Annotated in this window: 25 protein-coding genes and 1 tRNA gene; 15 read left to right on the top strand and 11 right to left on the bottom strand. The window is 70.7% G+C overall.

Going from position 1 to position 23970, the window contains the following annotated elements:
- Positions 1-182: 182 nt before the first annotated feature.
- From SCWH03_RS14275 to SCWH03_RS14245, 7 genes are all read left to right on the top strand, one after another.
- Positions 183-1037 (top strand): helix-turn-helix domain-containing protein, encoded by an 855-nt coding sequence (locus SCWH03_RS14275; RefSeq protein ID WP_173264609.1) that lies wholly within the window; start codon positions 183-185, stop codon positions 1035-1037.
- Positions 1038-1047: 10 nt separating this feature from the next.
- Positions 1048-1248, top strand: a complete 201-nt coding sequence (locus SCWH03_RS14270) for a DUF397 domain-containing protein (protein ID WP_173264608.1) — start codon at positions 1048-1050, stop codon at positions 1246-1248.
- A gap of 287 nt (positions 1249-1535) precedes the next feature.
- Positions 1536-1976 (top strand): hypothetical protein, encoded by a 441-nt coding sequence (locus SCWH03_RS14265; protein WP_173264607.1) that lies wholly within the window; start codon positions 1536-1538, stop codon positions 1974-1976.
- Positions 1977-1980: 4 nt separating this feature from the next.
- Positions 1981-2820: a DNA glycosylase family protein gene (locus tag SCWH03_RS14260; RefSeq protein ID WP_216854747.1), complete on the top strand. Its 840-nt coding sequence runs from the start codon at positions 1981-1983 to the stop codon at positions 2818-2820.
- Positions 2783-4276, top strand: coding sequence for a B12-binding domain-containing radical SAM protein (locus tag SCWH03_RS14255; protein WP_173264606.1), 1494 nt, complete (start codon positions 2783-2785; stop codon positions 4274-4276). Before SCWH03_RS14260 ends, SCWH03_RS14255 begins: the two co-directional genes overlap by 38 nt.
- Positions 4273-4929, top strand: a complete 657-nt coding sequence (gene tmk / locus SCWH03_RS14250) for a dTMP kinase (RefSeq protein WP_173264605.1) — start codon at positions 4273-4275, stop codon at positions 4927-4929. Before SCWH03_RS14255 ends, tmk begins: the two co-directional genes overlap by 4 nt.
- Complete coding sequence (locus tag SCWH03_RS14245; RefSeq protein WP_173264604.1) at positions 4926-5369, top strand: NUDIX hydrolase; 444 nt, start codon at positions 4926-4928, stop codon at positions 5367-5369. Before tmk ends, SCWH03_RS14245 begins: the two co-directional genes overlap by 4 nt.
- A gap of 66 nt (positions 5370-5435) precedes the next feature.
- Here the strand turns inward: SCWH03_RS14245 and SCWH03_RS14240 are convergent, their stop codons facing one another.
- Entirely contained in the window at positions 5436-5675 is a 240-nt protein-coding gene (locus SCWH03_RS14240; RefSeq protein WP_173264603.1) for an integrase, read from the bottom strand.
- A gap of 118 nt (positions 5676-5793) precedes the next feature.
- On the opposite strand from SCWH03_RS14240, the gene SCWH03_RS14235 reads away from it, so the two are divergent.
- The 3 genes from SCWH03_RS14235 to SCWH03_RS14230 all read left to right on the top strand — a co-directional run bounded on the left by SCWH03_RS14235 (position 5794) and on the right by SCWH03_RS14230 (position 8132).
- The gene (locus tag SCWH03_RS14235) at positions 5794-6510 is read left to right on the top strand and encodes a hypothetical protein (protein WP_173264602.1); all 717 of its coding nucleotides are present in this window, start codon (positions 5794-5796) and stop codon (positions 6508-6510) included.
- The gene (locus SCWH03_RS29045) at positions 6511-6867 is read left to right on the top strand and encodes a hypothetical protein (protein WP_254076757.1); all 357 of its coding nucleotides are present in this window, start codon (positions 6511-6513) and stop codon (positions 6865-6867) included.
- 146 nt (positions 6868-7013) lie between these two features.
- Positions 7014-8132, top strand: a complete 1119-nt coding sequence (locus SCWH03_RS14230; RefSeq protein WP_254076756.1) for a site-specific integrase — start codon at positions 7014-7016, stop codon at positions 8130-8132.
- Between the two features lie 40 nt (positions 8133-8172).
- Here the strand turns inward: SCWH03_RS14230 and SCWH03_RS14225 are convergent.
- Positions 8173-8249, bottom strand: a tRNA-Thr gene (locus SCWH03_RS14225).
- 180 nt (positions 8250-8429) lie between these two features.
- Between SCWH03_RS14225 and SCWH03_RS14220 the strand changes: the two genes are divergently transcribed.
- The 3 genes from SCWH03_RS14220 (at position 8430) to SCWH03_RS14210 (ending at position 11099) form a co-directional block, all read left to right on the top strand.
- The gene (locus tag SCWH03_RS14220) at positions 8430-9566 is read left to right on the top strand and encodes an ABC transporter ATP-binding protein (RefSeq protein ID WP_173264601.1); all 1137 of its coding nucleotides are present in this window, start codon (positions 8430-8432) and stop codon (positions 9564-9566) included.
- A 197-nt stretch (positions 9567-9763) separates the two neighbouring features.
- Entirely contained in the window at positions 9764-10189 is a 426-nt protein-coding gene (locus SCWH03_RS14215; RefSeq protein ID WP_173264600.1) for a hypothetical protein, read from the top strand.
- A gap of 193 nt (positions 10190-10382) precedes the next feature.
- A complete protein-coding gene (locus SCWH03_RS14210) occupies positions 10383-11099 on the top strand; it encodes a nucleotidyltransferase family protein (protein WP_173264599.1) in 717 nt (238 codons plus the stop codon).
- Positions 11100-11406: 307 nt separating this feature from the next.
- Here the strand turns inward: SCWH03_RS14210 and SCWH03_RS14205 are convergent, their stop codons facing one another.
- From SCWH03_RS14205 to SCWH03_RS14175, 7 genes are all read right to left on the bottom strand, one after another.
- Complete coding sequence (locus SCWH03_RS14205) at positions 11407-13161, bottom strand: DoxX family membrane protein (RefSeq protein WP_173264598.1); 1755 nt, start codon at positions 13159-13161, stop codon at positions 11407-11409.
- Positions 13162-13349: 188 nt separating this feature from the next.
- Entirely contained in the window at positions 13350-14300 is a 951-nt protein-coding gene (gene rlmB, locus SCWH03_RS14200; RefSeq protein ID WP_173264597.1) for a 23S rRNA (guanosine(2251)-2'-O)-methyltransferase RlmB, read from the bottom strand.
- A gap of 121 nt (positions 14301-14421) precedes the next feature.
- Entirely contained in the window at positions 14422-15822 is a 1401-nt protein-coding gene (cysS, locus tag SCWH03_RS14195) for a cysteine--tRNA ligase (protein ID WP_173264596.1), read from the bottom strand.
- A 169-nt stretch (positions 15823-15991) separates the two neighbouring features.
- Entirely contained in the window at positions 15992-16396 is a 405-nt protein-coding gene (locus SCWH03_RS14190) for a PPOX class F420-dependent oxidoreductase (protein WP_173264595.1), read from the bottom strand.
- A gap of 143 nt (positions 16397-16539) precedes the next feature.
- Entirely contained in the window at positions 16540-17070 is a 531-nt protein-coding gene (gene ispF, locus SCWH03_RS14185) for a 2-C-methyl-D-erythritol 2,4-cyclodiphosphate synthase (protein WP_173264594.1), read from the bottom strand.
- Complete coding sequence (gene ispD / locus SCWH03_RS14180) at positions 17060-17806, bottom strand: 2-C-methyl-D-erythritol 4-phosphate cytidylyltransferase (protein ID WP_173264593.1); 747 nt, start codon at positions 17804-17806, stop codon at positions 17060-17062. Before ispD ends, ispF begins: the two co-directional genes overlap by 11 nt.
- A 509-nt stretch (positions 17807-18315) precedes the next feature.
- Positions 18316-18798 carry a CarD family transcriptional regulator gene (locus tag SCWH03_RS14175; RefSeq protein WP_017945956.1) on the bottom strand — a complete coding sequence of 161 codons (483 nt, stop codon included), beginning with the start codon at positions 18796-18798 and terminating at the stop codon, positions 18316-18318.
- Positions 18799-19781: 983 nt separating this feature from the next.
- Between SCWH03_RS14175 and SCWH03_RS14170 the strand changes: the two genes are divergently transcribed.
- A complete protein-coding gene (locus tag SCWH03_RS14170) occupies positions 19782-20426 on the top strand; it encodes a DUF461 domain-containing protein (protein WP_173264592.1) in 645 nt (214 codons plus the stop codon).
- 221 nt (positions 20427-20647) lie between these two features.
- Here the strand turns inward: SCWH03_RS14170 and phoP are convergent, their stop codons facing one another.
- Complete coding sequence (gene phoP / locus SCWH03_RS14165; RefSeq protein WP_503827451.1) at positions 20648-21319, bottom strand: two-component system response regulator PhoP; 672 nt, start codon at positions 21317-21319, stop codon at positions 20648-20650.
- 5 nt (positions 21320-21324) lie between these two features.
- The gene (locus SCWH03_RS14160) at positions 21325-22827 is read right to left on the bottom strand and encodes a sensor histidine kinase (protein WP_173264590.1); all 1503 of its coding nucleotides are present in this window, start codon (positions 22825-22827) and stop codon (positions 21325-21327) included.
- Between the two features lie 197 nt (positions 22828-23024).
- On the opposite strand from SCWH03_RS14160, the gene phoU reads away from it, so the two are divergent.
- Complete coding sequence (gene phoU / locus SCWH03_RS14155; protein ID WP_173264589.1) at positions 23025-23702, top strand: phosphate signaling complex protein PhoU; 678 nt, start codon at positions 23025-23027, stop codon at positions 23700-23702.
- The last annotated feature ends 268 nt before the right edge of the window (positions 23703-23970 follow it).

Here is a 23970-nt window from a genome sequence, read left to right as displayed (position 1 = left end):
TCCCCGGGGCGCGCAAATGCGTGCGCAACGGCTGCACTTCGGGCTTACTGGCGTGGCGCGGTGCTGCCAGGACCATAGGGGAAAAGGTTGGACCGGTGCAACCCTGCACCCCCGACAGGTTGCGTGGGTGGACCCATGCCGCCGCAACCGGCAAACTCTGGTAGGACAAGGGGAAGGGACACATGCCGCCGAGGGACAATCCGACCGCCCGACAGGTTCGCTTGGGCGCCGAGCTGCGGAAGCTACGCGAGCGCGCCGGCATGACCGCACGAGATGCTGCGGGCTTGCTCTCTACCGATGCGGCCAGGATCAGCAACATCGAGGCCGGCCGACTCGGGATCAGCGACGAGCGAATCCGCAGGTTGTTCACGTTCTACCAGTGCGACGACGACGCCCTGCTCGCCGCGCTGTGCGTCATCTCTGCCGAGCGGCGAGGCACGCACTGGTGGGACGACTATCGCGGCATCCTCGCCCCGGGCTTTCTCGACATCGCCGAACTCGAACATCACGCGACCGGCCTTCAATGCCTCCAGCCCATGACGTTCCCCGGTGTCTTGCAGACCGAGGACTACGCACGAGCGCTGTTCGCAGGTGTCATCCCGCAGGTACCGGGGGAAGAAGTCGACGCCCGAGTCGAACATCGCATGAAGCGCCGAGCGATCTTCGACCGTGACACTCCGCCACGATTCGAGGCGACCGTGCATGAGGCCGCACTGCGTATGCGAGTCGGAGGCCGGAAGGTAACCCGAGCGCAGCTCGAACACCTTCTACAGGCATCCGAGCAGGAGTGGATCACGCTCCGCGTGATCCCCTTCACCGCCGACGACTTCATCGAGGTCACGCAGACCGTGATGTACGCGGCCGGTGCGGTCCCGCAACTGGACACCGTCCACATCGACACGCCGTTCGGCGGTCGCTTCCTGGACACCGCCGCGAACCTCGACCGGTACAGAGCCCTGCTCAAGTTCGCCGAGCAGACCTCACTCGACCCCGACGAGTCGCGAAGTTTCATTCACCACATCGCAAGAGAACTGTGAGAAATCAGGGATGAACAGCGAATTCAACTGGCAGAAGTCGAGTTTCTCCGGGGGCGGGGGCGAGCAGTGCCTGCACGTCGCCAAGCACGAGGGCGTGATCCTGCTGTGCGAGAGCGACGACCCGGCGAGCATCATCACCACGTCGCCCGAGAAGCTCGAAGCGTTCATCAAGGGCGTCAAGGCCGGCGAGTTCGACCACTTCGTCAACTAGCCAGCCGCTACCCCCCGACGCCGCAAGACCTCACACCCCCCGCCTGACCAGGGTCGGGGGGTTTTGCATAGGCCAGTCTGCATGATTGTACCGGTCCACCCTTGCAACCTCATTATGCGTGGCGCTACGGTCACTCTGCGACGCGGCGACGTCGCACCTGTATACGCCGAAAGCTCCCTATTCGCACGCCTGTTAGGGAGAACCTCCGAGGGTCCACCCTGGCCGGCGCACTTCCACCTCACTGCCGGACAGGGGCAACCATGTAACCGCGTCCGGAGGGTGAGGGAATGAGCGCGCCAGCCGGTGTGATCACCGTCAACGGGGCAAGGTTGTCCAGCCATCCCCAGCAGGCCGAGGCACTCGTCGAACACGGGTTTCTGTTCGAGGTGCTGCGGTACGACTCGCAGTACGCGCGCAGGGCCTCGCCGCTCGATCAGCCGCGCGTGTTTCCGACGCCGCGTGCCGCCATACGGGCATTGCGCGTTCAGATGTGCACGGCTCACATGCTCGGGATGACCCCGCACGAGGTCGAACGGGCGGTCGAGTGGGCCGAGTCGGGATGGCTGCACGCCCTCGCTCTGCTCAACTCGGGCACGCGCTGCGGGTTCACCGTGGTAGTGGGGAGTGGGGCGGTCGTCGAGTGGACGATTACCCCCGTGCGCTTCCTCGAACTGCGCACGCACGCCGTCATCGCGCCCTCTAACCCGCGGCCCCTCGACCGGAATTGAGCCCATGAGCACGAAGATCATCACTGAACACCCCGCATGGCAGACGACCGCCAAGGAGGAACGCGCCCGTCTCGTCGAGCATGGGGGCGCCGCATGGCTCGCCGTCTGGAACCACCGGAGCGAACACCTCGCCCTGTGGCCCGTTACGGGCGACCCCGCCGCCGAGCAGCCGCCAGTCGCCTACACATCACCGATCGAGCTACCCGCCGCCCCCGAGCAAGCCGCGCCACTGTTCGACGAGTTGGTGCGCCTCGGCACGGTTGCCCGTCTCACCAACCCGTCGTTGTGGGATGCGATCGTGACCGCCATTCTCCGCCAGGTCGTGACTGCAAAGCAGGCCGCGCGCAAGCACCGGGCGTTCTACACCGCCTACGGGCGCACGCTCGCCACGGCGGCCGGCGAGTTCGCAACCGTGCCCACTCCCGAGACCGTGCTCGGGATCTCCGACGACGGATTCGCCGCCGTCGGGGCGAAGTTCAACCGCAACGCCCTGCGTGCCGCCGCCGAGGCGTACCTCGACCGGGGCGAGCACTGGGCCACTCTCGACCCCGAAAGCCTGATCAAAGAGCTCGTCGAGGTGCGCCGCATCGGGCCATGGACCGCAGCAGCCGCCGCGGCCGACTTCACCGGCGACTTTTCGATCTACCCGCACGGCGACCTCGCCGTGCGCACGTGGGCCCGGAAAGCGGCCCCCGCACTCGATTTCCCGAGCTCTGACAGTGAGTTCGAGTCCATGTGGCGCCGATGGGCGCCCGCACGCACGCAACTGCACGCCCTGACCCTTTTCACTCTCACGTGGGGGAGCAATGACCTTAACGGCCACGGAGGACCGAGCAGCATCTGACCTGATCGCCGGCGCCGACCCGAACCGGGTGCTCGACGCCTTGTTCGTGAATGCGCCGCTCCGCGACTACGCCCTGCGGCCCCGAACGAACGACTACACCCTGCCCGTGCTCGGGATGGCGTACATCGCCACCTATGCGCAGCAGGCCGGTTTCAACGTGGGTGTACTGGACGCCGAGGCGCAGGGGCTCGGCGTCGACGAAACCGCGCGCCTGATCAACGGCGTCCGGCCCCGTTGGGTGGGGATGAACCTGCTCGCCCCCACGTACGAGATGTCGGCCCGGATCTCCGCCGGGCTCGACCCCGGTATCTCGCTCATGGTCGGTGGGCACCACGCCCGCGCGATGCCCGCCCGCATCCTCGACGATCCGCGTATGGGCAACCTGCGCGCCCTGGTGATCGGCGAGGGCGAGCCCCGAGTCGCCGCGCTACTGGCCGACGAGCGCCGCCGCGCCGAGTTGCCCGGGGTGATGTGGCGCGACCGGCTGCTCGGCACGCACGCCGCCGGCATCGCCCGCGACAGGGCCGCCGACTGGCTGAGCCCGGACATCGACGCGCTACCGCTCGTGAACCGCGCGTTCCTGCCGCAAGATCCGTACATCGCTGACGACGGCCGGACCGAGGCGAACATCGTCGGATCGCGCGGGTGCCCGTACGACTGCGGGTTCTGCGGTGCCGCCGTGTCGGCGAACCCCGACGTCAAGATCCGCCCCCGGTCGCCCGAGGGCATCGTCGACGAGCTCGACCACCTGCACGAGACCTACGGCACCACCGCGTACCGTTTCGTCGACGATCTGTTCCTCGGTGCGAAGCGGGTGATCGTGCCGCAGATGGAAGCGTTCACCCGACACCGGATCGGCGACCGGTACGTGTGGGACGCCACCGGACGGATCAACGTGTTCGACCGCCTCGACGACGCCATGCTCGACACCCTCAAGGCGAACGGGCTGCGCGAGGTCGCCCTCGGCATCGAGTCGGGCAGCGACCGCGTGCTCGCCGGCATGGACAAGCGGATTACCGCCAAGATGACCGAGCAGGTCGCCGCCCGGCTGCTCGCGCGCGGCATCGGTGTGAAGGGCTATTTCATCCTCGGGTACCCCGGGGAGGAGCAGGAAGACCTCGACGCCACGGTGCGCCACATCCACAACCTGTGGGCCATCGCCGACCGGTACGGAGCGGGCCGCTTTCGGGCGAGCGTGTTCGAGTTCCGGCCCTACCCCGGTACGCCGATCTGGAAGACGCTCACCGACGCCGGACACGAGCCCGACACACTGCTCGCGTACTCCGACGTCGACCTGACCGCCGACGGCGCCGACGAGTCGATGCGCGCCCGCGACGAGTTCAATTTCTCGGTCGGCGTCCAGTTCGGGACCGTCCCTCTCCCGAAGCTCCGCGCGACGCTCGCCGAGCTCACCCGCGAGCAGCACGACCGCAACCGTCTGGGGGTCGCCGCGTGACCGTCCACCCCGGCCTGTTCGTCACGGTCGACGGCCCGAGCGCGGTCGGGAAGTCGACCACGGTCGCCGAGCTCGGCCGCCTGCTCGTCGACCGCAGAAGACGTGTTCACACGACGACGGAGCCCTCGACGAGCGAGCTCGGCGAGTTCACCCGGGCCAAGGCGAACCACATTCACGGCCGCGCCCTCGCCTGTCTCGTCGCCGCGAACCGGTATGAGCACATCGAGGTCGAGCTCGATCCGCTGCTCAAGGCCGGCGAGACCGTGATCTGTGACCGCTACCTCGCGTCGAGTCTCGTTCTCCAGCAGCTCGACGGCGTACCCGAGCCGTTCGTGCTCGCCTTGAACCGGCACATCCTGCTGCCCGACCTGGCCGTGATCCTCACTGCGGACCCGGCAAGCATCGCGGCCCGTCTCGCTGAGCGCGGGAAGCGCCACCGCTTCCATGACGACCCCGACGGGCCCGCCCGCGAGGTCGCGCTCTACCGCGAGGCCGCACAGACTTTGATGACCCTCGGCGTCGAGGTGCTCGTGCTCGACTCGACCGACGCCACCCCTACGGATGTAGCGAAGCGAATCGCCGACGCGCTGCCCCCATCCGGGGGTAGCGTCGACAACCCCACCGACCCCGACGACCGCACGGTGAACTCATGAACGCAGCACTCGCAACCCCCGTGATCGACACGCACGTGATTCTGCGTGATGGCGACAAGGTGCTGTTGTCGCAGCGCGGGGGGCCGTACGGCTACGGCCGGTGGCACGCCCCCTCGGGCAAGCTCGACGCCGGCGAGCCGCTCACCTCGGGTGCCGCGCGTGAGCTGCTCGAAGAGACCGGCGTCGAGGTCGACCCCGAGCACCTGCGGCTCGTGCACGTCGTGCACCACAAGCAGGACGCCGACACCGAGCGAATCGGTCTGTTCTTCCTGGCCACCACGTGGACGGGCGAGCCGGTGAACCGCGAGCCCGAGAAGTGCCTCGACCTGCGATGGTGGTCCGTGCACGAGCTGCCCGAGGACATCATCGAGTACCCCGCCGCCGGGCTGCTCGGCTATCTCAAGGACGCCGAGCCGCTCACCGAGCACGGTTGGTCGTAGACCACGGTCAACCCGATGTCTCCGCCCGTCGCGCCCTCAAGGCCCGGCGGGCGGGGGCGTTCCTGCCTAGGCTCCCCCGTCGGCCGGTGTGTCCGCCTCGATGCCGAGGTTTCGGTGCAGGTCATAGCGCGACACCTTGTACGCCCGTCCGTGTCGCAGGACCCGCACGGGGTACCGGCCGGTCCGGGCGAGGTGATACCCGGTCGTGCGGCCGAGGTGCAGCGCACGGTTTGCGGTCTCCAGCGGGACGGCGACGGGTAGGTGCATCAGCTCGTCGTGTGTCATCCCCTGCTCTGTAGTCGTCATGGTCTACCCCCTGTGACATCGGTGTGCACTGCGGACCGATGGTGTCGAGCAGCAGTGCCAGACCAGAAACGTACGATTCCGACTGAATCTTTGCAAGCAACATAGCTAGCTTTGCAATATGCACAGTCACCAGACAGTGGGCGACGTCGTCGCCGCACAGATCCGCCGGCACCGCGAACGCCTCGGCATGAACCGAAACGACCTCGCCGCCGAGTGTGCCCGCCTCGGGCGCCCCGACATCACGTACGCCGTGATCGTCAGCATCGAGACCGGTCGATCAGGCGCCGCGGGCAAGAAACGCCGTCCGGTGACCGTCGACGACCTGCTCGTGCTCGGCCTGGCCCTCGCCACTCCCCCTCTGCTCCTGTTGCTCCCCCTCGGGAGCGAGGAGACCGTGCCCACCGTCCCGGCCGCCGATGCGCGCGGCCCCTACACGGTGTGGCAGTGGATGACCGGCGAGACGACACCGAAGCTCGACGGGCCCCTCGACGGGCGGTACGTCACCGACTCCCGGCGGATCGCCGGAACGGGCCAGACATGGGCCGCAGCGTGGGCTACGGCGGCGTATCCGGCTTCGCTGTACCCCGAGTTCGAGCGGCGCCTCGCGATCGTCCGCAGGGCCTGTCTCCGCACCGAGGCCAACCAAGCGAGGGGAGGTGATCCCGACGCCGAGACCGACTTTGTGCACCGCCTCGAAGAACTCGCCCGCCACATCGACGACATGGTGCGCGCAGGGCTCAAGGTCCCCGCCCTACCGCACCACCTGGTCGAGGACATGCGGGGGCTCGACATGCTCGACGCCCCCAACTCAGTCACACCCGAGGAGAACGACTAGATGAACGGAACGATCACCAAGCGCTGCGGATGCCGCGACCCGCAGACCGACAAGCAGCTCGGCGCAGCGTGCAAGAAGCTGACCCAGCGAACACACGGTGTGTGGAGCCTGGTTCAGGAACTGCCGCCCCGCGAGGACGGCACCCGGCGCCGCTTCCGGCGCAGCGGGTACAAGACCAAGACGGACGCGCAGACCGACATCACCGCGCTTGCCGCGCTGCTCGACATCGCCGACAAGAAGTCGGACCCCGACGGCCGCCGCCGCCTCGCCGACCTGCTCGAAACCGTGTCCGCGAGCGGCGAGGACATCCCCGATTACGACGAGACGAAGCGCCGTTTCGCGACCGGCAGTCTCTGACTCAGCACATGACGGTCGCCGAGTGGCTCGACGTGTAACTCGCCGGAAAGAAGGCACTCCGCAAGAGCGGAGAAACCCGGTACGAGGTCGACATCAGGTGCCACCTGAAACCCCGGATCGGGCACATCCGCCTCGACCGCCTCACGGTGCAGCACCTCGACGAGATGTTCGCCGGCATCGCCGAGACCAACGCCGACATTCACGAAGCGAACGTGCAACGCCGCGCCGCGCTCGACGAGCTGAAAACGATCCCGTGGAAGGGGATCGAGAACCGAGGCCGAAGGAAGTTCCTCAAGGACGCCATAGACGCGATGCCGCCGTTCCGCCGCATCACCGGACCGTCGACTCAGAAGCACATCCGCGACACGCTGCGGGCCGCGCTGAACACCGCCATCGCGCGCGGGGCGATCACCTTCAACCCCGCCTCATACATCGAGCTCACTCCGGCCAAGCGACCCAAAGCGATGGTCTGGACGCCCGAGCGGGTCGAGGCATGGGTGCGGACCGGCGAGCGGCCCTCGGCGGTCATGGTGTGGACCCCGGAGCAGGCCGGGCAGTTCCTCGACTACCTCGCCGAGACGAAACACCGACTGCTGCCGCTGTTCCACCTGATCACGTTCCGGGGTCTGCGCCGCGGCGAGGCGTGCGGCGTCCGGTGGGCCGACTACTCGGCACCGAGTCGCACGATGACCGTTGCCACTCAACTCGTACAGGATGGATGGGAGGTCATAGAGAGCCTGCCCAAGACCGACAGCGGCGAGCGCGTGTTCTCGATCGACGAGTACACCGCCGAGGTGCTCGACGCACACCGGACCAAGCAGGCTGCCGAGCGCTGCCAGTGGGGGCCCGCGTGGATCGAGTCGGGCCGGATGTTCACCCAAGAGGACGGCGACCGGATTCACCCCGGGTGGCTGACCGACCAGTTCGAGCGGCTCGTCGACCTCTCCGGACTGCCGCCGATCCGGCTGCACGACCTGCGGCACGTCGCCGCCTCGCTCATGCTCGCCGCCGGCGTCGACGTCAAGATCGTGTCCGAGACCCTCGGCCACAGTGACAGCCGGATCACGCGAGACATCTATCAGTCGGTCATGCCCAAGGCCGCCGCCGAGGCCGCCGAGGCAACCGCCGCCATGGTCCCGCGCGGAAGCGCTCGCCTGCCCCAGCAGCGGGCGGTCGAGCAGGCGAACGAGCAGGATGGCCTCACGTCGGCCTCACATGAGGGCGCGAAGATCATCGCGTTCCGACCCCGCACGGCCAGTGCATAAGAAAAAGCCCTGGTCACGGGCTAGGTGACCAGGACTTCTCTGGAGCCCCCTGTCGGATTCGAACCGACGACCTACGCATTACAAGTGCGTTGCTCTGGCCAACTGAGCTAAGGAGGCACTGCGCACGAGTCTAACCGGATCCGCGCCCCTGCCCGCCGCGAATCCCGCCGCTCGCGACTGCTGACAGAACCGCCGCCCCGGGGTAGCGTCACCGAGAGTCCACTTCGGTGGACCAGACCCATCCTTCCTTTACTCGGATCGTCCGGCACGTTCCTGCCGGTGAAGGGACGCATCACCATGGCCACTGTCACGTTCGACAAGGCGACCCGGCTCTACCCGGGCTCCACCAAGCCCGCAGTCGACGGTCTCGACATCGAGATCGCGGACGGCGAGTTCCTCGTCCTCGTGGGCCCCTCCGGCTGCGGCAAGTCGACCTCGCTGCGGATGCTCGCCGGGCTCGAGGACGTCAACGGCGGAGCGATCCGCATCGGTGACCGCGATGTCACCCACCTGCCGCCGAAGGACCGGGACATCGCCATGGTGTTCCAGAACTACGCGCTCTACCCGCATATGACCGTCGCCGACAACATGGGCTTCGCCCTCAAGATCGCCGGCGTCAAGAAGGCCGACATCCGGCAGAAGGTCGAGGAGGCCGCGAAGATCCTCGACCTGACCGAGTACCTGGACCGCAAGCCGAAGGCGCTGTCCGGCGGCCAGCGGCAGCGGGTGGCGATGGGCCGGGCCATCGTGCGCGAGCCGCAGGTGTTCCTCATGGACGAGCCGCTGTCGAACCTCGACGCCAAGCTCCGCGTCTCGACCCGCACACAGATCGCGAGCCTCCAGCGCCGCCTGGGGATCACCACGGTGTATGTGACGCACGACCAGGTCGAGGCCATGACGATGGGCGACCGGGTCGCCGTGCTCAAGGACGGCCTGCTGCAGCAGGTCGACTCGCCGCGCAATATGTACGACCGCCCGGCGAACCTCTTCGTCGCCGGCTTCATCGGCTCCCCGGCCATGAACCTGGTCGAGGTGCCGATCACCGACGGCGGCGTGAAGTTCGGCAACAGCGTCGTTCCGGTGGGCCGGGAGGCACTGTCGGCGGCCGCGGACCGCGGCGACCGCACCGTCACCGTCGGCGTGCGCCCCGAGCACTTCGACGTGGTGGAGCTGAACGGCGGTGCGACCGGGGCGCTCTCCAAGGACGCCGAGGACGCGCCGGCGGGCCTCGCCGTGATGGTGAACGTCGTCGAGGAGCTGGGCGCCGACGGCTATGTGTACGGCACCGCCGAGGTCGGCGGCCGGCACAAGGACCTGGTGGTCCGGGTCAACGGCCGGTCCGTCCCGCGGAAGGGCTCGGAGCTGCACGTGGTGCCGCGGCCGGGCGAGACCCACGTCTTCTCGACCTCCACGGGCGAGCGCCTGAGCGACTGACGTACGGCAGCGCACAGCGGCGGCCCCTCGACTGCACCGGCAGGAGAGGGGCCGCCCCCATATGCCGTCAAAAACCCCGCCAAACCGGGCAATTCACACACCGGCGTCAACCGGCGATTCGAATAATTCCCTCGAACCATCCCTCACGGGGGTGACTAAATGTCTTTACGTCGCTACTGGCCGCTACGCTCGCCTGCGTGACCCAGACAGCAGCCCGCCGTATCGGCCGTACCCTCGCTCTCGTCCTGCCCGTCGTCCTGGTGCTCTCCGGCACTCTGGCGGTCACCAGCGTCCCCTGGGCGAACCGCAGCACCGAATCCCAGATGCTCACCGCGTCCTCGGAGAACGTGTCGGTCCGCGCCACTCCCCGTGCCCCGCACGAGGTCCTTCGCGAGAAGCTCCTCGCGGACCTGCAGCAGAAGGACCCGGGGGTCGCGCTCACCAACCTCCAGCGCGCGGTCGAGAGCCGTCCCTCACTGGCGCGGCACTGCATGACGATCGCCCGCGACCTGGGCCGCGCCGCCGTCGCCCGCTACGGGCCCACACGCGCCCAGTCGTTCTCCCGCCCCGTCTGCGACACCTCCTTCGCGGCCGGCGTCTCGCAGCAGGCACAGGGCGCCTGAGGCCGTCTGCGTCCCCGGTCCTGCCCTGCGCCACCCGGCCCCACCCGCCGAAAGCGACAGACCGGGAGCGATAGACCGGGAGCGACAGACCGGGAGCGGTCCGGTGCCGTTCAGGCCCGCCGGACCCGCAGCAGCCGCACGGGCAGGGCGGAAGGGCTCGTGAGCGGGGCACGGCACGGCATATCGTGCCCCTATGCAGACCCTTCCGACCCAGGCCGTGGTCCTGGCGGGCGGCCAGGGCTCCCGGCTGCGCCCGTACACCGACGACCGCCCCAAGCCGATGGTCGAGATCCCCGGAACCGGGATCCCGATCATCGGCCACCAGCTCTCCTGGCTGGCTGCCGAGGGCGTGACGCACGCGGTCGTCTCGTGCGGGCACCTCGCCGAAGTCCTGCAGGACTGGCTCGGCTCCACCGTTCTCCCGCTGCGCGTCACGACCGTGGTGGAGGCGGAGCCCCTGGGCCGGGGCGGCGGCCTGAAGTACGCCGCGAAGGGCCTCCCCCGCCCGGACGAGCCGTGGTACGCCACCAACGGCGACATCTGGACCAGCTTCTCGCTGCGTGAGATGGCCGGGTTCCACGCCGAGCGCGACGCCGTCGCCACGCTGGCACTGGCCCGCCCTCGCATCCCGTGGGGTGCGGTGGAGACGGACGAGTTCGGCCATGTCCTCGACTTCATCGAGTCGCCGCCGTCGCCCTATCTGATCAACGCGGGCGTGTACGTGTTCTCGTCGGCCTTCACCGATCTGCTGCCCGACCGGGGCGACCATGAGCGGACCACGTTCCCCCGGCTGGCGCGAGAGCGCTCACTGGCCGGGTTTCCCCTGCCGCAGGGGGCGTACTGGCGGGCGATCGACACGGCAAAGGACCTCACCGAGGCAGCGAGGGAACTCGCCTCCCGGAGCCGCTGAGCGCCCGTCCGCCCGCCCGCCCGTCCACTCTCCCCCGCGCGGAGCGCCGCGGCCCGGCGCGCCGCACGTCGGGCCCGCCGGGCTCAGGAGCCCTGCGGGCCCGGCGTACGGCGCTGCCTGCTCCCCCGCCGCAGCGCGGGCCGCGGGCAGTCCGCCGCGCGCCCCCGTGCTCCTGCTCCCTCCACCGCGGGGCCGCACCCCGCCGCCGCGCCGCGCGGAGGACGTCGCGCACCCGACGCGCGGACCGGGCCTGCTCCGCCGGCGGGTGGCGGACCTGCGGGGCCCCTCGGGTCCCGCAGCAACACGCCTAGCCGAGAAGGCCGCCGATGGGGTTCCGGTTGCCACCGGTGCCGCCTCCGCTGCCCCCGCTACTGCCGCTGCCGGCGCTGTTGCCGCCACCCGCACCGGCGCTGCCGCCTCCGCCACCGGAGCCGCCGACCGGCCCGCCCGTACCGTCCCCCGCACCACTGCCCGTGGCACCCGGGTCGCCGGTCCCTGACGAGGAGGGGCCCGAGCTGCTGGACGGCGGGTTCACCGGCTCGGACCGGGCGGGGGCCTGCTGTCCGTCGGTGCCCCGGGACTCGCTCGGCCGGCCCGTCTCGTCCACGGCTCCAGTGCCGGTGCCGGTGGCCGCCTCGGACGGCTCGGCGCGCTCTGCGGCGGGGGTGCCCGACTCGCTCCTGGCGGGCTCGGCGGCCGGTTCGGTCTCAGGGGCCGGGCTGCTGCGCCGGCCGGCCTCGCTGGGGAGGGCGGTTCCCGGCAGGTGGTTGGTCGGGTCGACGTCCGGGCCGGGCACGGTCACCAGCTCCGTGGAGCGGACCGCACCCCCCAGCACGGAGCCGACCAGCAGCGTCATACCGACGACCACGGCGGCGACCATCCCGCCGCGCCGCAGCACCCGGCGGCGCAGCTCCCAGAGTTCGGAGCGGGGGCCGAGGGTGCGCCAGGCCTCGCCCGCGAGGCGGCCGTCGACGGAGTAGACCGGTGCGCCGGCGATGACGAGCGGGGACCACGCCGCGAGGTTCATGATGTCCGGCGCGTCGTACACCGGCGCGGTCCGCCAGCTCACGGTCATGATCAGCGCGGCGGACAGCGACGCACCGACGACGGCCGCGGCTCGCTGCCAGAGGCCGAGAACGGTCAGCACACCGACGACGACCTGGAGGAACGCGACGGTGAGCCCCGCACCGACGGGGTAGGCGAGGGCGAAGTCGCGCAGCGGCTCGGCGACGGCCCAGGGTTCCAGGGACGACAGCCACTTGATCATGGAGCCGCGCTCGCCGCCGTCGAAGTAGACCGGGTCGCAGAGCTTGCCCATGCCCGCGTAGATCGAGATGAAGCCGAGGAAGACGCGGAGCGGGAGCAGGACGACGCCGAGGTTCATCCGGCGGCCGGGGTAGTAGGCGTGCCGTACACCGCCGGGCGGCGCGATCGCGGCGATCGCGGCCCCCTGGCCGCGGGGCCCGTCGTACCGCGCGGAGCCGGTCTCCTCCTCCGCCTCCCGGTGGTACGGCTCGTAGGCGTCGTACGCGCCCTCCGCCGGCCGCATCGGGGGCAGCAGCGGCTCCCGGCGCTGGGCGCCGATGACGGGCGTGGGCAGGGTGTCAGGGGTGGCGTCCACGGCGACGCGGGGGATGAGCTGCGTGGCGCCGCCGGCGCCGAGACCCCGCCCGCCGTCGAGGCCCCGGGCGGCGTCGAAGCCGGGAGGGCCGTCGAACGCGGGACGGCCGTCGTGTCCGTGTGGGGGGCGGGTGACGGCTCCCGCGCTGCGCACTGCCTGCAGCAGCCCCGACGCCGCGGGGTCCCCGGGAGCCGACTTCCCGCTCCATACGACGGGTGCCCGCCGCCGCGCCACGGTACGCGCACCGGCACCGCCGAGGGCGGGGAACCTGGTGGTGTCGGCCATCCCCCTGACGGGGCGCCTGGTCTGACTCGGGCCGAGCTTCACCCGGAAGCTGGCGTGGTTCACGATGACCTGCGCCGGGTCGCAGTCCACCTTGGGGGTGTTCAGGGGGAGCTGATCGTCGAACCCGGGCCTGGGCGTTCTGGTGTCCACACTCATCTAACCGAGTGACCTGTGCTTAGGACACTGCCTTGACGGCCCCGGAATGTCCGAGACCCGTCAAGATCGTTACTGCTCCGAGGGGCCCGGCGCCCGCCGTGCGGAACGCGTCCGAGGCAGGCCCCCGGCGTACGAGGAAGCCCCCGGGGACCCCGGGCCCCGAGAATCGGAGGCGCCGCCCTTCTGCGTCAGCCCCGGCGGCGCACCGCCTCGTAGAGCACCACGCCCGCCGCGACGCCGGCGTTGAGGGACTCCGCGCCGCCCGGCATGGGAATCCGGACGCGGAAGTCGCAGGTCTCGCCGACCAGTCGGGACAGGCCCTTGCCCTCGCTGCCGACCACGATGACGACCGGGCCGTCGAGGGCCTCCAGCTCCCCGACCTCGACCTCGCCGTCCGCGGCCAGGCCGACCACGGTGATGCCGGCCTTCCGGTAGGCCTCCAGGGCCCTGGTCAGATTGGTGGCCCGGGCGACCGGGGTACGGGCGGCGGTACCCGCCGAGGTCTTCCAGGCGCCGGCGGTCATCCCGGCGGCGCGGCGCTCCGGTACGACCACGCCGTGGCCGCCGAACGCCGCGACGGAGCGGACGACCGCGCCCAGGTTGCGCGGATCGGTGACGCCGTCGAGGGCGACGATCAGCGGGTCCTCGCCGTCGTCGATGGCGGCGGCCGCGAGGTCCTCGGGGTGGGCGTACTCGTACGGCGGGACCTGCAGGACCAGGCCCTGGTGGTGGAGACCGTTCGTCATCCGGTCCAGCTCGGCGCGCGGCGCCTCCATCAGGTTGACGGTGCCGCGCTGCCCGGCGAGGTGCAGCGCCTCGCGCACCCGCTCGTCGTTGTCGATGAACTGCTGGACGTACAGGGTCGTCGCGGGGACGCCGTCGCGCAGCGCCTCGAAGACGGGGTTGCGGCCGACGACCATCTCGGACGACCCCTTGCCGCCGCGGCGGGCGACGGGGCGGCGCTGGGCCTGCTTGGCCTTGGCGTTGGCGATGCGGTTCTTCACATGGCCCTTGCGCGCGGACGCCGGAGGGGTCGGCCCCTTGCCCTCGAGGGAGCGGCGCCGCTTGCCACCGCTGCCGACCGTCGCGCCCTTCTTGTTGGACGTGCGGCGGTTCCTGCGCTGGCTGTTCCCGGCCATGACTACCTGTTTCCCTGAATGCCCACGGGCCCCGGACGCTGCCGTCCGGGATCCGACTGTGCGTGTGTACGTACGAGGGAAAGTGTGCCGTCCGGACGGCCGGACGGCACACTTTCGCTGGTCAGCGGGGCGCGAGTGACCAGCGGGGGCCATCGGGACCGTCCTCGACGGCCAGCCCGGACTGGTTGAGCCGGTCACGGATCGCGTCCGCGGTGGCCCAGTCCTTGCGGGCCCGCGCGGACTCGCGCTGCTGGAGCACCAGCCCGACGAGGGAGTCGACCACGCCGTGCAGGTCCTCGCCGCGGTCGGCCCCGCCCGCCCAATGCGGATCGAGCGGGTCGAGGCCGAGGACGCCGAGCATGGCGCGCACCTCGGCGAGCCGGGCGACGGCCTCCTCCTTGTCGTCGGCGGCCAGGGCCGAGTTGCCCTGGCGGACGGTGGTGTGGATGATCGCGAGCGCCTGCGGGACACCCAGGTCGTCGTCCATGGCTTCGGCGAAGTCCTGCGGCACCTCGGCGGCGGGCGCCACCGTCCTCCCCGCCTTCTCGGTGACCCGCTGGACGAAGCCCTCGATCCGCGCGAAAGCCGACTCGGCCTCACGCAGGGCCTCCTCGCTGTACTCGATCATCGAGCGGTAGTGCGGGGTCCCCAGGTAGTAGCGCAGCACGACGGGCCGCCACTTCGCCACCATCTCGCTCACCAGGACCGAGTTGCCGAGCGACTTCGCCATCTTCTCGCCGCTCATGGTCACCCAGGCGTTGTGCACCCAGAAGGAGGCGAAGTCGTCGCCGAAGGCCCTGGCCTGCGCGATCTCGTTCTCGTGGTGGGGGAAGACCAGGTCGAGTCCGCCGCCGTGGATGTCGAACGCGGAGCCCAGGTACTTGTGGGCCATGGCCGAGCACTCGAGGTGCCATCCGGGCCGTCCGGGTCCCCACGGGGTCTCCCAGGACGGCTCGCCGGGACGCTCCGCCTTCCACATGGCGAAGTCGCGCGGGTCGCGCTTGCCGGTCTCGTTCTCTCCGGACGGCTGGCGCAGATCGTCGATGTCCTGGTGGGAGAGTCCGAGGTAGTCCGGGAAGGAGCGCACGTCGAAGTAGACGTTGCCGTCGGCCTCGTAGGCGTGGCCGCGCTCGATCAGACCGCGCATCATCTCGATCATCTCGGGGATGTGGCCGGTGGCACGCGGCTCGTAGGTGGGGGGCAGGCAGCCGAGGGCGTGGTAGCCCGTGGAGAACGCGCGCTCGTTCTCGTACCCGATGGCCCACCAGGGGCGCCCCTGCTCGGCGGACTTGGTGATGATCTTGTCGTCGATGTCCGTCACATTGCGGACGAATGTGACGTCGTAGCCGCGGTACGCGAACCAGCGGCGCATGATGTCGAAGTTGAGTCCGGACCTGATGTGCCCGATGTGCGGGGCGGACTGCACGGTCGCGCCGCAGAGGTAGATCGAGACACAGCCCGGCACGAGCGGGACGAAGTCGCGGATCTGCCGGGCGCTGGTGTCGTACAGCCGAATAGTCACGCGTCAAGAGTAGTGGTCCGGTGGCGGTGCGCCCGCGCCCTTGCGGAAACAAGGGCACCCGATGCGGCCGGCGAGGCGCGTCGCGGCCCGCGCGCCACGGCGCCCGGGCCGCCGTCCCCCCGGCCGATACTCCGCGGCCCGGGGGCCGGCGCCTCAACGGCCGATGCGGTCAGAGCCCGCCGACGATCTTCCGCGGGGTGAGCCTGACCACCACGCGCGGTGCGTCCCGGCCCGCCTCCGGGTTGAACTCCGCGTACCGCTTGCCGGTGTATTTCACCGACAGCTCGTCGATCAGCTCCTGCCCGCCCTCCTCGCTGATGGTGACGGTGCCGCGGACCTCGGCGTAGACGTACGGCGCGTCGAAGGGCTGTACGACCACGCTCGCACGCGGGTCGCGCCGGAGGTTGCGCTCCTTGCGGCGGCCGAGGGTCGTGGACATCAGCAGTTCGTCGCCGTCGCGTTTGACCCACACGGGGGACACCTGGGGGCTGCCGTCGGGCTGGATGGTGGCGAGATCGACGAACACGGGGCCGTCGAGGATCTCCTTGAGCTGCTCGCTGAGTACGGCGTTCACAGTGCGGACCTCCAGGGCTTCGGCACGCTGGGGTGCGTGCGCGGGGTTTCGTCGACGCCACGACCGCGTCTACCGGCCTGCCGGGAACGGAGGTGGCGTCTCCGCCTCGGCCGGTCCCTACCCGGACGGGCGTCCGATACCACTCAGGACGCGCGGAAGACGAGTGCCGTGGCGACCGCGGCCAGTCCTTCGGCCCTGCCGGTCAACCCGAGGCCGTCGGTCGTCGTGCCCGATACGGAGACCGGTGCGCCGACCGCGGCGCTCAGTGCCTTCCGCGCCTCGTCGCGGCGCCTGCCGATCTTAGGGCGTACGCCGATGACCTGGACCGCGACATTGCCGATGTCGAAGCCCTCGGCGCGCACGATCCTGGCCGCCTCGGCGAGCAGGGTGACGCCGGAGGCGCCGGACCACTCGGGCCTGCCGGTGCCGAAGTGCGCACCGAGATCGCCCACGCCGGCGGCGGAGAACAGGGCGTCGCAGGCGGCGTGGGCGGCCACGTCCCCGTCGGAGTGGCCGGCGAGGCCCCAGCCGCCGGAGTCCTCCCAGAGGAGTCCCGCGCACCACAGTTCGCGGCCGCGCTCGAAGGCGTGGACGTCGGTGCCGATGCCCACGAGCGGCAGCAGGGGCGGCTGCGCGGCCGGTGGCCGGGGCGGGGCGGACGGGTCAGAAGCCATCGTTGGCCCTCCTGCGGGCGAGCACGGCCTCGGCGAGGACCAGGTCGATCGGACGGGTCACCTTGAACGCCTCCTCGTGGCCCGGCACCACCACGACCGGGGTACCGAGGCGCTCGACCATCCCCGCGTCGTCGGTGGCGCCGTCACCGGAGACGGCGACGGTCCGGTGGGCGCGCAGGAGCGTGTCGCGGTCGAAGCCCTGCGGTGTCTGCACCGCCCGCAGCCTGGCGCGCTCGGGTGTGGCGACGACGGGCTCGGGCAGGCCCTTCTCCCCCGGCTCGACCTCCTTGACGGTGTCGGCGAGCGACAGGGCGGGGACGACCGCGGGTGCCCCGTCGCGGACCGCCGCGATCACGGCGTCCACGGTGTCGACGGGCACGAGCGGGCGGGCCGCGTCGTGGACGAGGACGGTGCCGATGGTCCCGGGCAGGGCCTCGAGGCCTGCGTGAACGGACTGCTGGCGGGTGTCGCCGCCCGGCACGACCAGATAGTCGGTCCGTTCGGGCAGGGAGTGCGCGTCGAGGAGGTTCTTCACCTCGGGGGCGCCGTCCTGCGGGGCCACCACGACGACGAGCGAGACGGCGCGCGAAGCGGCCATGGCACGCACCGCGTGGATCAGCATGGGGGTGCCGCCCAGCGCCCGGAGCGCCTTGGGCGCACCGGGCCCGAGCCGTACGCCCCGGCCGGCAGCGGGAATCACCGCGGCGGTGCGACCCGCGCGCGTCTGTTCTGACATCGGTTCCACTCCGGAGATCAATCGCGGGAATCCACCGGAAGCCGCCGGAAGCCGGAGAGGAGGGCCCCGTTTTCGGCACGCCCGGGGAGATTTGACATGGCCAGGTTTGTTCCCTCGGCCGAGATGGGTATGGCCTGGGCGTACCCCCGGCCGAGGGCCGGGGACCGCCGGGCGCGGCGCCCTCGACCGGACCCTTCCGTGACAACCGGTCGAGCGGGCGGTCCGCCCGGCGCGGCACACCGGGAGGGCGGCCGGGAGCACGGGGAACAACGCAGCGAGCGGTCGGGGACACACAGCGGGGGACGGCATGGCGGCATGGTGAGGAACTCCCAGCGGTGCGATGAACGCGCCGCCGTACGATGAACACGCCGCGGCGCCCGGCGACACAACCTTCCGGCTGGGTCAGCGGGCACCACCGCATGCGGTTCCGCACCGTAGAACGGCCCGGTGTGGAACGGGCCCGGTGCCGTGCGACCGGCCTCGGACCCCGCTTCACAGCGGGACACGCGTCAGGACGCCAGGACCTCGTCGAGCAGTGCCTCGGCCTTGTCCTCGTTGGTGTTCTCCGCGAGAGCCAGCTCGCTCACCAGGATCTGGCGGGCCTTGGCCAGCATGCGCTTCTCACCGGCGGAGAGGCCGCGCTCCCGCTCGCGGCGCCACAGGTCACGCACCACTTCGGCGACCTTGATGACGTCGCCGGATGCAAGCTTCTCGAGATTTGCCTTGTAGCGACGGGACCAGTTCGTCGGCTCCTCGGCGTACGGCGCGCGCAGCACGTCGAAGACCCGGTCCAGTCCGTCTTGACCGACCACATCGCGCACGCCAACGAGGTCCGCATTGTCCGCCGGCACACGAACCGTCAAGTCGCCCTGGGCGACCTTGAGCACCAAGTAGGTCTTGTCCACGCCTTTGATCTGGCGAGTTTCGATGGCCTCGATCAGCGCGGCCCCGTGATGGGGATAGACCACGGTGTCGCCAACCTTGAACGTCATGTGACAGGTACCCCTTCCGTGGCTATCCAGGGTAACACGAGAACCGCTTCTTCTGAATGGCGTTTTCGCAGGTCAGGGCATATCTCGGGGCTTGACAACAGCAACACGAACGTGCTGCGGGCAGCGCCCGGATCAGGGTATTCGCAGGTCGGAGCGGCTGCAGCGATGCCTGGAAACCCGGGCGTTACGCGCCTCACAACCCCCACCGAAGTGGGCGAAAATCCCGATTTGCCGGGTTCTGAACAGTCTACTTCGCCTACTCCGTTCGAGGCTCGGTCACCCGTCCGGCGGGATGCCGGAGAAGGAATCGCGAATTGACCTCCGGGGAGGGCCGAAGGCCCCCGCCGGCCGAGGCGGCTTTCCGGGGGAATGCACAGGACCCCGGAATTGATCACGACGGCTTATCCGAACGGCCGATCACATCCGGCCGGGCAAGGGGGTTCGCATCCGGCCACCGGAGGGCGCTGGGGGGCGTGCAGGGACTTGGGGGGACTTGGGGACTTGCTTGAGGGGACTTGGGGACGTGAGGGGCGCCGAGAAGAGGGGGCGCTGACGGACACCGGCGGGCGCTGGAGGCGCTGGGGGCGCTGGGGGCGCTGACACGGGCGTGAAGGGGCCATGAGTGTGCGGAGCACCCTGGGGCGCCGGGCCCGACCCTGGACCAGGACACACCAGGAACCCCCTCGTCCCGCGCCGGGGGCGCCTCGGCCCCCCGGCGCGGGACGGGCCGGACGACCCGGGCGCGGGGCGGGGCAGCCCGGGTCACGTCGGGCGCGCGCGGGGCCGGTCGGGCCGGGCGCGGGCCGGGGCAGGGCAGCGCAGGGCAGGGCAGCGCAGGGCAGGCCGGGTGTACGGCGAGTCTGAGGTAGCCGGGACAACCGGGACGCGGGGCGGGTCGGGTGCGGGGCGCCGACGAGGGGTCGGTAGCCTAAGCCCGCTGACCGATCTTCACCCGTCCGTACGTCCTAGGAGATGCCGCCGCCGTGAGCAGCAGCCTTCGACGCGGCGCCCTCGCCGCCACCGCCCTCCTGATCCCGCTCGCTTCACTCTCCGCATGCGCCGCGGGCAACAACGCGCAGACGCTCGGCGTCAGGCCGGACAACGCCGAGACCTCGGTGGGCGACATCAAGATCCAGAACGCGACGGTGATCGCACCGCAGTCCGGCGTCCAGGGCGAGGCCGCGGTGTCGGCGACGCTGTTCAACGACGGCACCGAGGAGCAGACGCTGGACTCCGTGAGCCTCCCGGGCAGCCAGACCGAGGTCAAGCTGTCCCCCGCCGCCGGTTCCGGAGCGATCACCGTCGCTCCCGGCGGTTCGGTCGTCCTGGGGGGCCAGGGCAACCCCTCGGGCATCATCGAGGACAGCAGCCAGGCCGGCGGTCTCGGCGACGTCCAGCGGATCGTGTTCCGCTTCAGCGAGACCGGCGATGTCCCGATCGACGCGTTCGTCGTCGCCGCCGCCGGCTTCTACCGGGACTTCGGGCCGTCCAACCTGCCCGAGGCCCCGACCGCCAGCCCGACGGGCTCCGCCACGGCCGAGGACGGCGGACACGGCGACGAGGCCGAGAGCGGTGGCGAGCCGGCCCCGTCGGGCTCCGCGTCCGCGTCCCAGGGCGCGGGCCACTGACGCCTCCGGCCGGGCACGGCGTGCGCCCGCCGCGCGACGTTAAGCCCGCGCGTACGGCGTCCTGGTACCGGTCCGCCGGGCGCCGCCCTCCCTGCCGCACCGTCAGACGAAAGCGGCCCCTCCGGGATCACCTGGCGGGGCCGCTTTCGGGTGTGCTCGGCGCGACCGGGGTTCGAAGCCGCTCCGCGGGCGGCGGCGCCTGTCCGCAGCCGGAACCCTGTCTACGGTTCGAACTTGTAGCCCAGACCACGCACGGTCACCAGATAGCGCGGGGCGCCCGGATCGGGTTCGATCTTGGCCCGGAGGCGTTTGACGTGCACGTCGAGGGTCTTGGTGTCGCCGACGTAGTCCGCCCCCCAGACCCGGTCGATCAGCTGCATCCGGGTCAGGACGCGACCCGCGTTGCGCAGGAGCATCTCCAGGAGATCGAACTCCTTCAGCGGAAGGTCGACCTTCCCGCCCGACACCGTGACGACATGGCGGTCGACGTCCATCCGCACCGGTCCGGCCTCAAGGGCCACCGGCGCGACCTCCTCGGGCTCCCCGCGGCGGCGCAGCACCGCGCGGATGCGGGCGACCAGCTCCCGCGAGGAGAACGGCTTCGTCACGTAGTCGTCGGCTCCTATCTCCAGGCCGACGACCTTGTCGATCTCGCTGTCCTTGGCCGTGACCATGATCACTGGGACGTTGGACCGGCCACGCAGCTGACGGCAGACCTCCGTACCGGGCAGTCCGGGCAGCATCAGGTCGAGCAGGACGAGGTCGGCCCCGTTGCGCTCGAACTCGTCGAGCCCCTCGGGCCCGGTGGTCGCGACGGCGACCTCGAAGCCCTCTTTGCGGAGCATGTAGGAAAGAGCGTCGCTGAAGGATTCCTCGTCCTCGACGACAAGCACTCGGGTCACGGAAGGACCTCCGGGGCAGGCAGTGGTTCGCGTGGGGTGGTCCGAGGATCAGGACCGTAGGGGAAGTCGGGGCCCGGCTCCGGCTGGTGGCCCGCCTCGGCACCGGGGTCTCCGCGGTGACGGAACGCGGCCCCGCGGCCAGAGCCGGATCCGGAGCCAGGACCGGGGCCGGAATCAGGACCCGGGTCGCGGTCTCGGTCGGGGTCTCGGTCGGGGTCTGGGGCGGAGTCGGAAGCGGAGTCGGAAGGGGAGTCGGAAGCCGGATCGGAGTCCCGCGGTCCATGGCCGGCCTGGTCGCCGCTCCGGACCCGGCCACGGTCCCTGACCGAGCCGGCCTCCGGCAACCGCAGGGTGAAGGTGGACCCCTGGCCCTCGGTGCTCCACACCGTGACCTCCCCGTCGTGCGAGGCGGCCACGTGCTTGACGATGGCCAGGCCCAGGCCGGTGCCGCCGGTCGCACGGGAGCGGGCGGGGTCGACGCGGTAGAAGCGTTCGAAGATCCGCTCGCGGTCCTTCTCGGAGATGCCGATGCCCTGGTCGGTCACGGCGATCTCGATCTGGTCCCCGCCGGGTGCCGTGACGCGGCGCGCAGCGATTCCGACGCGGGTACGGGCCGGGGAGTAGTTGACCGCGTTCTCGACGAGATTGCCGAGAGCCGCCGCCAGCTGCCCGCGATGACCCCACACGTGCAGACCGGCGGTACCGGAGCCGTCGGCCGCGGCGGTGCTGCCGACGGCCATGGTGATCTGCTTGGTCGACGCCGCGTGGCGGGACCGGTCGATGGCCTCGGCCACCAGTTCGTCCACACGTACGGGCTCGGCGTCCTCCAGCGGGTCGTCGTTCTGCACCCGGGAGAGGTCGATCAGCTCCTGTACGAGGTTGGTGAGCCGGGTCGCCTCGATCTGCATCCGGCCCGCGAAGCGGGTGACGGCACCGGGGTCGTCGGAGGCGTCCATGACGGCTTCGGAGAGCAGCGAGAGCGCGCCGACCGGGGTCTTGAGCTCATGGCTCACATTGGCCACGAAGTCACGCCGTACCGCTTCTATGCGCCGGGCCTCGGTCAGGTCCTCGACGAGGAGCAGTACCAGACGCGAGCCGAGCGGGGCGACCCGGGCGGAGACTGCCAGGGCCTCCCCGCGTCCGGTGCCGCGCCGCGGCAGGTCGAGTTCGACTTGCCGTATCTCGCCGTCGCGGCGGGTGTCGCGGGCCATGCGCAGCATGGGGTCGACCGCCAGTTTCCCGCCTCTGACCAGCCCCAGTGCATAGGCGGCCGAGCTGGCCTTGACGACGGAGTCGCTCTCGTCGAGGACGACCGCCGACGAGCGCAGCACGGAGAGCACGGTGTCCACTCCGGGCGGCAGCACGGCGTCCGTGTGCAGGGAGCTTCGGGTGGGTCTTGCCTGGTCGCGCTCGCTCCAGCGGAACGCCAGCATGGCGATCACGCCGGTGCAGACCCCGGCGATCGCGGCCAATGCGGCGACCGCCGCGTTCACGTCCATGCATCCAGGTTATGCACGCTCGGCAAGGCTCTCCCAGCCATCCGAGTGGCGGCTCGAACAGTCGTCGCTCAGAGTTCACCAGGGGGAAGGGATCGGTTCACCTGGGAAGGTGGATCCGGACGCGTTGGGGACGGAACGTGGGAGCGTGGGGGTTCAGCCCCACCCGGACCCCTGACGCATCCAAGAGAGGGAGCCCCATGCGGGACGCGTACCACGAGGAACTGGACTCCATCGGCGAGGGTCTCGTCGAGATGGCCAGGCTGGTCGGCTCGGCGATCGGGCGCGCCACCACGGCCATGCTCGACGCCGATCTCAAGCTCGCGGAGAGCGTGATCGCCGCGGACCAGAAGGTCGACGACCTGCAGCACGACCTCGAGGCCCGGGCGATAGCCCTGCTGGCCCGCCAGCAGCCGGTCGCGACGGACCTCCGCATCGTGGTGACCTCGCTGCGGATGAGCGCGGACCTCGAACGCTCCGGCGACCTGGCCCAGCACGTGGCCAAGCTGGCCCGGCTGCGCTTCCCGGACTCGGCGGTACCGCAAGACCTGCACGCGACCATCCTGGAGATGGGGCAGCTCGCGCAGCGCCTGATGGCGAAGGCCGCCGAGGTCATCATCACCAAGGACGTCGACCTGGCGCTCCAGCTGGAGAACGACGACGACGAGATGGACCTGCTGCACCGCACGCTCTTCACCCACCTGATCGACGACCGCTGGAAGCACGGCATCGAGACCGCGGTCGATGTCACCCTGCTCGGGCGCTACTACGAGCGGTACGCCGACCACGCGGTCGCCGTGGCCAAACGAGTCGTCTACCTGGTCACCGGTGAGCACGCGGACGAGATCCAGCCGGAAACGCGGGTCGAGGGCGCGTAGTCGGCCCGTCCGGGCAGGGGAAGAGGGAGGGGCGGGGCGGGGGGAAGGCGACCGGGAACGGGGCAGCAAGGATCGCGTAGCCGGCACAGACCGCACGGGATGAGGCAACGGCCCGGGCCCAGCCGGGGATTGAGTCGGGTACGGCCTCCTGCCTCCCGCGCAGGCCCCGGTCTCGCGGGGCGGCCACCCCGGTCCCGGAGGCGCACGAGTCCCGAGGGGCACGGCTCGGGAAGCGCACAGCTCGGGGTGTGGACTGACCCGGCGGGAG

It is taken from the genome of Streptomyces pacificus (genome assembly GCF_011766325.1).
Taxonomy (GTDB): domain Bacteria; phylum Actinomycetota; class Actinomycetes; order Streptomycetales; family Streptomycetaceae; genus Streptomyces; species Streptomyces pacificus.
This window is presented reverse-complemented; position numbering and strand designations above follow the sequence as displayed.